The sequence below is a fragment of the Ferrovibrio terrae genome, from assembly GCF_943371255.1.
Classification (GTDB): domain Bacteria; phylum Pseudomonadota; class Alphaproteobacteria; order Ferrovibrionales; family Ferrovibrionaceae; genus Ferrovibrio; species Ferrovibrio terrae_B.
This window is the reverse complement of sequence record NZ_CALRUC010000059.1, coordinates 20,993-27,137: the sequence shown is the minus strand read 5'-3', so window position 1 is coordinate 27,137 and position 6,145 is coordinate 20,993. Positions and strand designations below refer to the sequence as shown.

The following is a 6,145-nucleotide window of genomic DNA, read 5'->3' as shown; positions in this document are numbered from 1 at the left end:
GGCGGCGCAGATCGCCGTCTGGATGGAGGAGTCCGGCTGCAAGGACGGCTCGCCGCTCACCATCGTCGCGGTCGAGACCGGCGCCTTTGTCGAACCGCTGCGACTGGCCTGCCAGCGCGGCTATCAGGCCTGGGCCGATGCGCTGGCCGACCAGCTGCGCCGCGACGGCAAGCCGGCGAAGGAGGCGAGCGATCTGGCGCTCTGGGCCGTGGCTTCGCTGGAAGGGGCCATCGTGCTGGCGCGCACCCAGCATTCCGCCGAGCCGCTGCGCCGCATCGGCAAACTGCTGCAGAGGGCCCTAACATGAACGACGCCGTTGCCAAGGTACAGCTGACCCGCGCGATGATGGAACAGGCGATTGCCATCAGCCCCTTCACCAATTGGGTTGGCACCAGGCTGCTCGATTTCGAGCCCGGCCGGGTGCGCATTGCCACCACGATCCGCCCGGAGATGACGCAGCATCACGGCTTTGCCCATGGCGCCATCGTCGGCTACATGGCCGATACGGTCTGCGCCTGGGCTGCGGCGTCCGTGGTTGGCGATGTGGTGACCTCGGAATACAAGCTCAACCTGCTGGCGCCGGCGGTGGGCGAGGAACTGACCGCCATCGGCACGGTGATCAAGGCCGGCGGGCGCCAGGTGGTGACGCGCGCCGATGTCTTTGCGGTGAAAGACGGCGCCGAGAAGATCGTCGCCACGGCACTGGCGACGATCGCCCGGGTCTAGGTCAGGCGGCTGCCTTGTCCTTGTCGCTCACCGGATGGGCGGCGCGGAAGCCGACCTGCAGCCGGTTCCACATATTGATCGCGCCGATCATCAGCGTCAGCTGCACCTGTTCGGCTTCCGAGAACTCAGCCTTCACCAGGTCGTAATCCGCATCCGGCGCGCCGGTCTGCGCCACCAGCGTCAGCGCCTCGGTCCAGGCCAAGGCTGCGCGTTCACGCGCGCTGTAGAGCGGCGACTCCCGCCAGGCATTCAGCATGTAGAGCCGCATCTCGCTGTCGCCATGCTTGCGCGCGTCGGTGCTGTGCATGTGGATGCAGAAGGCACAGCCGTTGATCTGCGAGGCGCGCAGCTTCACCAGGTGGCGCAGGCTTTCTTCCAGGCCACTGGCCGCGATGCTGGTCTCCAGCGCCATCATCGCCTTGATGCCTTCCGGTGCCAGCTTGTGGGGATTGGTCAGTCGGGGTTGCATGGATCTCTCCTGGGGTTTGTCCATCGATCTTACGACGCATAGACGGGCTGCCCATCCGGCCTGTGACAGGGCCGCACGGAAAAATTCGCGCCGGCTGGAAAGGTCAGGCATTCCGTGACGTTAAGGTTTGGCGACGACCGGCGGTCAGTCCCACGGGGTGGTTGTGAACCGCCCGGCCCGGCGTTACACTCCATCGCTTTCCAGTGCCAAGAGGCCTGATTTATGAGCTGGGAAGCCGAGATCGCCGAACTGCGGCGACGCGAAGAGATGGCCCGCCAGATGGGCGGGGCCGACAAGATCAAGCGCCAGCATGACGGTGGCAAGCTGACGGTGCGCGAGCGCATCGACCGCCTGCTTGATGCCGGGTCTTTCCATGAGGTCGGCACCATCGCCGGCCGTGCGCGTTACGGCGCCGATGGCAGCCTGGAAGACTTCAGCCCGACCAATTTTGTCTTCGGCCGTGGCCGTATCGACAATCGGCCCATGGTGGTGGGCGGCGACGACTTCACCGTGCGCGGCGGTGCCGCCGATGCGGCGATCTGGCAGAAGCAGGTACATGCCGAGCAGATGGCGCGCGAGCTGCGCATTCCCATGGTGCGGCTGGTGGATGGCACCGGCGGCGGTGGCTCGGTCAAGTCGCTTGAGATGGAAGGCCGTACTTACGTGCCGCTGATGCCGGGCTGGGAACATGTCGTCGCCAATCTCTCCACCGTGCCGGTGGTGGCGCTGGCGCTCGGCTCGGTGGCCGGTCTGGGCGCGGCGCGCACGGTCAGCAGCCATTTCTCGGTGATGGTCGAGGGCATCTCGCAGATGTTCATCGCCGGGCCGCCGGTGGTGGCGCGTACCGGTGTGACCATGACCAAGGAGGAACTCGGCGGCACCGAGATCCATGAACGCGCCGGCGCCATCGATCTGGCGGTGGCCAGCGAGGAAGAGGCCTTTGCGGCGGCGCGGCGCTTCCTGTCCTATCTGCCGCAGTCGGTTTACGACTTGCCGGCGCGCGCAGCAGTGCAGGACGATCCCAATCGCCGCGAGGAGAAGCTGCTCTCCATCGTGCCGCGCGACCGGCGCCGCGTGTACAAGACGCGCGAGATCGTCGACATGACGGTAGATGCCGGCAGCTTCATGGAGATGGGGCGGCTCTATGGCCGCTCGGTGATCACCGGCCTGGCCCGGCTGGATGGCTGGCCGGTCGCGATCCTGGCCAGCGATCCCTATCATTATGGCGGCGGCTGGACTGCCGATGCGGCGCACAAGATCACGCGCTTTGTCGATCTGGCCGAGACCTTCCATCTGCCGGTGGTGCATTTTGTCGATATCCCGGGTTTCCTGATCGGCCCCGAAGCCGAGCAGACCGGCACCATCCGCCATGGCGCCCGCGCGCTCGCCGCCGTGTACCAGGCCACGGTGCCCTGGTGCTCGATCATCATGCGCAAGGCCTTTGGCGTGGCAGGTGCGGGCCATTCCAATCACACGCGGCTGCGCTATCGTTATGCATGGCCGTCGGGCGACTGGGGCAGCCTGCCGCTGGAAGGCGGCATCGAGGCAGCTTACCGCGCCGATCTGGAAAAGGCCGACGATCCCGCCGCGCTGCTGAAAGACATCGAAGAGCGCCTCAACCGCGTGCGTTCACCGTTCCGCACTGCCGAAGCCTTCCTGGTCGAGGAACTGATCGACCCGCGCGACACGCGTCCGCTGCTGTGCGAATTCGCCAATCTTGCTGCCCCGCTGCGTCAGGCGGGCCCTCCTAGCTTTGGGTACAGACCATGAGTGATATTCCGAATCTCCCGAACGAGAAGAAGCCGGCACCGAAGTCGATCGTCCTGACTTCGCATCCGAGCACATCCGTGGGCAGCAAGCCGCTGCCGGTCGAATGGGGTGCCGCCGATCCGAGGCAGCGCGGGCCGGTCGTGGCGACGCTGAAGAATCCCGGCGGCAAGAATGCGGTCGGCACCCATTCGGGCGCCTATTCGCTCTATCGCGCGCTGGCGATTGCCTCCGGCCAGCTCAAGGCCGAGCACAAGCCGGACCTGACCAACACCGCGCCGGCCGAACCGCTGGGTCCGTTCCCGCAATGGGCCGATCCGGAGAAGATCGTCTCGCTCGATCCCTGGGGTCATATCACCAGCCAGGTGTTCGCCGAGCAGATCAAGGCCGGCTGGGATATCCGGCCCACCATCGCGGTGACCAAGGCGCATATCAACATGCCCGAGCTGCACGACGCCATGCGCGCCGGCCGCCTGAAGCCGGATGGCAATATCCTCGCTGCCAATGGCGATGTGAAGGTGACCAAGGTGGCAGTCGAGCCGGTGTGGTGGCTGCCCGGCGTCGCCAGGCGTTTCAACATCAGCGAGACCGAGCTGCGCCGTGGCCTGTTCGAGCAGACCGGCGGCATGTTCCCGGAACTGGTGACCCGCAGCGACCTGAAGGTGTTCCTGCCGCCAATCGGCGGCATGACGGTGTACCTCTTTGGCGATGTGTCGAAGCTGGGCAAGCCGCAGACCCGGATCGCCTGCCGCATCCATGACGAATGCAACGGCTCGGATGTGTTTGGCTCCGATATCTGCACGTGCCGGCCCTATCTCGCCCATGGCATCGAGGTCTGCATCGAGGAAGCGCAGCAGGGCGGCGTCGGCGTCATCGTCTACAACCGCAAGGAAGGCCGCGCGCTGGGCGAAGTGACCAAGTTCCTGGTCTATAACGCCCGCAAGCGTCAGGAGATGGGCGACCGCGCCGAGACTTATTTCCAGCGCACCGAATGCGTCGCCGGCGTGCAGGACATGCGCTTCCAGGAGTTGATGCCCGATGTGCTGCATTGGCTGGGCATCAGCCGCATCGATCGGCTGGTGTCGATGAGCAACATGAAGTTCGAGCCCATCGTCGCCAGCGGCATCCAGGTGGTCGAGCGCGTGCCGATCCCCGACGAGTTGATCCCGGCCGATGCGCGGGTGGAGATGGACGCCAAGAAGGCGGCCGGCTATTTCACCGACAAGGTGCCGGACGAGGACGAGTTGAAGAAGGCCAAGGGCCGTGGTCTCGAGGAGTGAGTATCCGTGGGTAATCTGAACGATCCGGCCCAGGCGGTTGCCTGGCTGCGCACCACAGGGGCGGTGCGCGAGCGTTGCCATGCCATGTTCGGCCTGGCCGAACGCGATGCGATGCCGAATTTCACCCTGCATCTGGATAAGCTGCCGGCCGCCGCCGATTACGTGGCGCAGGTGATCCGTGAGAATTATCCGACGCTGGAAATTCCGTATCACGCGCGCTGGCGGCATTTCGCCGCCGGCGGCATCGACCGCTGGGGCCAGCTGGCAAAGACTCTTGGTGCGCTGGACCGCGACGAGATCGCCCGCATCCGTTTCGATCTCTGCGTGGTCAGCGTGCTGCTCGATGCCGGTGCCGGGCCGCAATGGAAATACAATGAGGAAGGCCGGCCGGTTGCGCGCTCCGAGGGCCTCGCCGTGGCCAGCCTGCATGCCTTCAAGGCCGGATTGTTCGCCGGCGACAAGGCGCATCCGTTGCGCGCCGATGCCCATGGCCTGGTGTCGCTGGCACCCAATGCCATCGCCCATGCCTTCCAGGTCTCGGAATTCAATCCGCTGGTCGGTGTCGAGGGTCGCGCTGCGCTGATGCGCAACCTCGGCCAGGCGCTGAAGGCACGGCCGGACCTGTTCGGTGCCGATGCCCGCATCGGCGGCCTCTACGATTACCTCAAGGCCCAGGTGAAGGACGGTAAGCTGCCGGCCACCGCGATCCTCGCCGCCGTACTGGAAGGCCTTGGTCCGATCTGGCCGTCGCGCATCACCCTGGATGGGCAGAATCTCGGTGATGTCTGGCGCCATCGCGGCCTGATGAGCGGCGATCTCACCTCGGGCCTGATCCCGTTCCACAAGCTGTCGCAGTGGCTGACATATTCTCTTGTCGAAATCTTCGAGGATGCCGGCATCGCGGTGACCGGGCTGGACGACCTCACCGGCCTGCCGGAATACCGCAATGGTGGCCTGTTCATCGATCTCGGCGTGCTCAGCATCCGCCATGACGCGTTGTCCAAGTTCCCCATCCCGGTGGAAGACGAGGCCGTGGTGGAATGGCGGGCGCTGACGCTGGCGCTGCTTGATCATATCGCCGATCCGGTGCGCGTCCGGCTGGGCAAGACGGCGGCCGAGATGCCGCTGGCCCGCATCCTGGAAGGCGGCACCTGGGCCGCGGGCCGCAAGATCGCCAAGGAAAAGCGCGCCGATGGTGGACCACCGCTGACGGTGGCCAGCGACGGCACGGTTTTCTGATTTACTCTCGGGGGAGAAGTTACCGATGAATGCGTTTCCGAATGCCACCGTGGTCAACCATCCGCTGGTGCAGCACAAGCTGACCCTGCTGCGCCGCAAGGAGGTCTCGACGGCCGAGTTCCGCCGCCTGGTGCGCGAACTCAGCCTGCTGCTCTGCTACGAGGTGACGCGCGACCTGCCGCTGGAGAAGGTGAGTATCGAGACGCCGCTGGAGGAAATGCAGGCGCCGCTGCTGGCTGGCAAGAAGCTGTGCTTCGTTTCCATCCTGCGTGCCGGTAACGGCATCCTGGATGGCATGCTCGACCTGGTGCCCTCGGCCCGCGTTGGCCATGTCGGCCTCTACCGCGACCCCGAGACGCTGGTGCCGGTGGAGTATTACCTCAAGCTGCCCGAGGATGTGCGCGAGCGCCTGGTCATCGTGGTCGACCCGATGCTGGCAACCGGACATTCGGCCGCCGCTGCCGTCACCCGCCTGAAGGAGGCCGGCGCCAGCCAGATCAAGTTCGTCTGCCTGCTCACCGTGCCCGAAGGCCTGCAGGTGATGCAGGACAATCATCCCGATGTGATGGTGTATACCTGCTCGGTGGATCGCCAGCTCGACAGCCACGGCTATATCCGCCCCGGCCTGGGCGATGCCGGCGACCGGATCTACGGCACCAAGTAG

General features: G+C 65.7%; 6 protein-coding genes and 1 pseudogene. 6 read left to right on the top strand and 1 reads right to left on the bottom strand.

Going from position 1 to position 6,145, the window contains the following annotated elements:
• Both AAG799_RS13495 and AAG799_RS13490 read left to right on the top strand, forming a co-directional pair.
• Positions 1-307 (top strand): annotated as a pseudogene (locus tag AAG799_RS13495) (hypothetical protein); the annotation flags it as partial.
• The gene (locus tag AAG799_RS13490; protein ID WP_341896715.1) at positions 304-726 is read left to right on the top strand and encodes a PaaI family thioesterase; all 423 of its coding nucleotides are present in this window, start codon (positions 304-306) and stop codon (positions 724-726) included. The pseudogene AAG799_RS13495 and the gene AAG799_RS13490, both read left to right, overlap by 4 nt.
• A 1-nt stretch (position 727) precedes the next feature.
• Here AAG799_RS13490 and AAG799_RS13485 read toward each other — a convergent pair whose 3' ends face one another.
• On the bottom strand, positions 728-1,195 hold the full coding sequence (locus AAG799_RS13485; protein ID WP_341896713.1) for a carboxymuconolactone decarboxylase family protein: 468 nt from the start codon (positions 1,193-1,195) through the stop codon (positions 728-730).
• A gap of 222 nt (positions 1,196-1,417) precedes the next feature.
• Here AAG799_RS13485 and AAG799_RS13480 point away from each other — a divergent pair, with 222 nt between their 5' ends.
• From AAG799_RS13480 to upp, 4 genes are read left to right on the top strand one after another with little or no spacing between them, the layout of a single operon-like run.
• Complete coding sequence (locus AAG799_RS13480) at positions 1,418-2,965, top strand: carboxyl transferase domain-containing protein (protein WP_341896711.1); 1,548 nt, start codon at positions 1,418-1,420, stop codon at positions 2,963-2,965.
• Positions 2,962-4,242 (top strand): GTP cyclohydrolase II, encoded by a 1,281-nt coding sequence (locus tag AAG799_RS13475; RefSeq protein ID WP_341896709.1) that lies wholly within the window; start codon positions 2,962-2,964, stop codon positions 4,240-4,242. The genes AAG799_RS13480 and AAG799_RS13475 overlap by 4 nt, the downstream gene beginning before the upstream one ends.
• Positions 4,243-4,248: 6 nt before the next feature.
• Positions 4,249-5,481: a URC4/urg3 family protein gene (locus AAG799_RS13470; RefSeq protein ID WP_341896707.1), complete on the top strand. Its 1,233-nt coding sequence runs from the start codon at positions 4,249-4,251 to the stop codon at positions 5,479-5,481.
• Between the two features lie 25 nt (positions 5,482-5,506).
• A complete protein-coding gene (upp, locus tag AAG799_RS13465; RefSeq protein WP_341896705.1) occupies positions 5,507-6,145 on the top strand; it encodes a uracil phosphoribosyltransferase in 639 nt (212 codons plus the stop codon).

What these genes read in the sequence shown, in the direction of transcription:
- AAG799_RS13480 (WP_341896711.1), top strand. Translation starts at nt 1,418, where the DNA reads ATGAGCTGGGAAGCCGAGATCGCCGAACTGCGGCGACGCGAAGAGATG.
- AAG799_RS13475 (WP_341896709.1), top strand. Translation starts at nt 2,962, where the DNA reads ATGAGTGATATTCCGAATCTCCCGAACGAGAAGAAGCCGGCACCGAAG.
- AAG799_RS13485 (WP_341896713.1), bottom strand. Translation starts at nt 1,195, where the DNA reads ATGCAACCCCGACTGACCAATCCCCACAAGCTGGCACCGGAAGGCATC.
- upp (WP_341896705.1), top strand. Translation starts at nt 5,507, where the DNA reads ATGAATGCGTTTCCGAATGCCACCGTGGTCAACCATCCGCTGGTGCAG.
- AAG799_RS13490 (WP_341896715.1), top strand. Translation starts at nt 304, where the DNA reads ATGAACGACGCCGTTGCCAAGGTACAGCTGACCCGCGCGATGATGGAA.